This window comes from Spirosoma aerophilum (genome assembly GCF_054782495.1).
In genome coordinates this window covers 1-2,484 of the sequence record NZ_BAAGSJ010000062.1, presented here as the reverse complement: position 1 = coordinate 2,484, position 2,484 = coordinate 1, and the positions used below count along the sequence as shown (strand labels likewise).

Here is a 2,484-nt window from a genome sequence, read left to right as displayed (position 1 = left end):
TAGGACCCGACATCAAGCTGACAAACGAACACGAATGACTTGGGAAAGTCAACCGCAGGGGGTGAGAGTCCCGTAGTGGTCAGGGCGTTAGTGGGTTGGGGATCCTGAGTAGGGGGGAACCGGAGAAATTCCCTCTGAATTGGCCGGCACCATCCGGTAAGGCTAAATACAATCAGAAGACCGATAGCGCAGAGTACCGTGAGGGAAAGGTGAAAAGTACGGGGAGTACCCGGGTGAAATAGAACCTGAAACCAGGCGCTTACAAGCGGTTGGAGCGTCCAGTGTGGCGTGACAGCGTGCCTTTTGCATAATGAGCCTACGAGTAACCGTCACTGGCAAGGTTAATCGCTTTGAAGCGAGGATCCGAAGCGAAAGCGAGTCTGAACAGGGCGCTTAGTCAGTGGGGGTTGACGCGAAACTTGGTGATCTATCCCTGGCCAGGCTGAAGGGGTGGTAACACACCGTGGAGGGCCGAACCGATAAGCGTTGAAAAGCTTCCGGATGAGCTGGGGATAGGGGTGAAAGGCCAATCAAACTGAGAAATAGCTCGTACTCTCCGAAATGTTTTTAGGAACAGCGTTACGTGTTACTGTCTGTGAGGTAGAGCGACCAACAGGATGCGGGGGAGTCACATCCTACCAACTTCTGATGAACTCCGAATGCGCAGAGAGGTGCGTGGCAGTGAGGGCTTGGGTGCTAAGGTCCAAGTCCGAGAGGGGAACAACCCAGACCATCAGCTAAGGTCCCTAAGTGTGTGCTAAGTTGAACAAAGGCGGTCCGGCTGCTGAGACAGCCAGGAGGTTAGCTTGGAAGCAGCTATTCCTTTAAAGAGTGCGTAACAGCTCACTGGTCGAGCGGGGCGGGCGTCGATAATAAACGGGCATCAAGCACATCACCGAAGCTATGGACTCACGCCTTGGGCGTGATGTGGTAGGAGAGCATTCCATGGGGGGTGAAGTTGGGGCGTGAGCCCTGGTGGACCGCATGGAAAAGCAAATGTAGGCATAAGTAACGAGAATGAGGATGAGAACTCCTCACACCGAAAAGCTAAGGTTTCCTCCGCGATGGCAGTCATCGGAGGGTTAGTCGGGGTCTAAGGAGCAGGCGAAGGCCGGGCTTTGAGGGGGAAGTGGTTAATATTCCACTACTATCTACGCAGGCAATATCCATGACGGAGTGCCGGAGGTGTTACGTCCTGACGGAATAGGGCGTTGAGATGAGGCTTCGGCTGAGTCGAAGCACTGAAGGGGCTTCCAAGAAAAGTGGTGCGCGTTAAGCGTGTGGATACCCGTACCGTAAACCGACACAGGTAGCTGGGAAGAATATTCTAAGGTGCGCGAAAGAATCATGGTTAAGGAACTCGGCAAAATTACCCTGTAACTTCGGGATAAGGGGGGCCTACTCAGCGATGGGAGGCTGCAGAGAAGACGCCCAGGCGACTGTTTACCAAAAACACAGGACTCTGCCAAAATGAAAGTTGACGCATAGGGTCTGACACCTGCCCGGTGCTGGAAGGTTAAGGGGGGAGCTTAGTCGCAAGGCGAAGGTTTGAACTGAAGCCCCAGTAAACGGCGGCCGTAACTATAACGGTCCTAAGGTAGCGAAATTCCTTGTCGGGTAAGTTCCGACCTGCACGAATGGTGTAACGATCTGGGCACTGTCTCAACCATGAGTTCGGTGAAATTGTAGTAGCGGTGAAGATGCCGCTTACCCGCCACGGGACGGAAAGACCCCGTGCACCTTTACTACAGCTTAACATTGAATGCCGGTCAGGCATGTGTAGGATAGGCGGGAGGAGTTGAAGGGGTGTCGCCAGGCATCCTGGATCCAACCTTGAAATACCGCCCTTGGCTGACTGGCGTTCTAACTGAGAGATCAGGACTGTGTTTGGTGGGTAGTTTGACTGGGGTGGTCACCTCCGAAAGGGTAACGGAGGTTTCCCAAGGTTGGCTCATACCGGACGGTAATCGGTAGGGGAGTGCAATAGCAGAAGCCAGCTTGACAGTGAGGCCCACAAGCCGATCTGGGACGAAAGTCGGGTATAGTGATCCGGTGGTTCCGCATGGAAGGGCCATCGCTCAAAGGATAAAAGGTACGCCGGGGATAACAGGCTGATCTCCCCCAAGAGCTCACATCGACGGGGAGGTTTGGCACCTCGATGTCGGCTCGTCACATCCTGGGGCTGGAGAAGGTTCCAAGGGTTCGGCTGTTCGCCGATTAAAGTGGCACGCGAGCTGGGTTCAGAACGTCGTGAGACAGTTCGGTCCCTATCTGTGGTGGGCGTGGGAATACTGACGGGATCTGTCCTTAGTACGAGAGGACCGGGATGGACTCACCGCTGGCGGATCAGTTATCATGCCGGTGGTATGGCTGAGTAGCTACGTGGGGATCAGATAAGCGCTGAAAGCATCTAAGTGCGAAACTGGCCTGAAGATGAGTGTTCCGGTATAAAGGGGTGTTGGAGACGACGACGTTGATAGGCGG

1 rRNA gene is annotated in these 2,484 nt (G+C 54.4%); it reads left to right on the top strand.

Annotated features, from left to right (window positions below):
• Positions 1-2,484: ribosomal RNA gene (locus ACYVK4_RS33675) — 23S ribosomal RNA — on the top strand; the annotation flags it as partial.